The 582-nt window shown below is 62.2% G+C and carries 1 protein-coding gene; it reads right to left on the bottom strand.

Features of this window, described 5'->3' with window-relative positions; all coding sequences use genetic code 11:
• Positions 1-582, bottom strand: a 582-nt coding sequence (locus NKI41_RS33245) for a fumarate hydratase (protein WP_352687302.1), incomplete at both ends; no start/stop codon positions are given.

Raw genomic sequence — 582 nt, forward strand, 5'->3', positions numbered from 1 at the left:
GCCTCCTCCGCGCTTGACGGCCCCCTGGCGATCAGTTCCGACATGTCGATCGGTTCGTTCATGGCCTCCTTGGCAAGCAGCATTGCCTTTTCAGCGCTGCCACCGATGCCGACCGAGATCAGGCTGGGCGGACACCATCCGCTGCCCAGCGTCGAAACGGTGTCGACTACCCAGTCGGCAACGGACGAACTGGGGTTCAGGGTGGTGAAACGCGCCTTGTTTTCGGATCCGCCCCCTTTTGCTGCGATGGTAATCTCGATTCGGTTGCCAGGCACGAGGTCGACGTGGATGACCGCCGGCGTGTTGTCGCGGGTATTGATCCGTCCGGCGAGCGGATCAGCGACGATCGATGGCCTAAGCGGGTTGTCGGGGTCGAGATATGCTCGGCGGACGCCTTCATTCACGAGGTCAGCGAAACTGGCCGTTGATTTGATGCGGGCGTCCATGCCGACCTTGGCAAAGACAACTACGAGACCGGTATCCTGGCAGATCGGACGCCGTCCGAAGGCCGCCATGCGGGAGTTCAGCAGGATCTGCCCGATGGCATTCTTCGCCGCCGGGCTCTGTTCGCGAGTGTATGCC

The organism is Mesorhizobium sp. M0601 (assembly GCF_040320845.1).
Classification (GTDB): Bacteria; Pseudomonadota; Alphaproteobacteria; order Rhizobiales; family Rhizobiaceae; genus Mesorhizobium.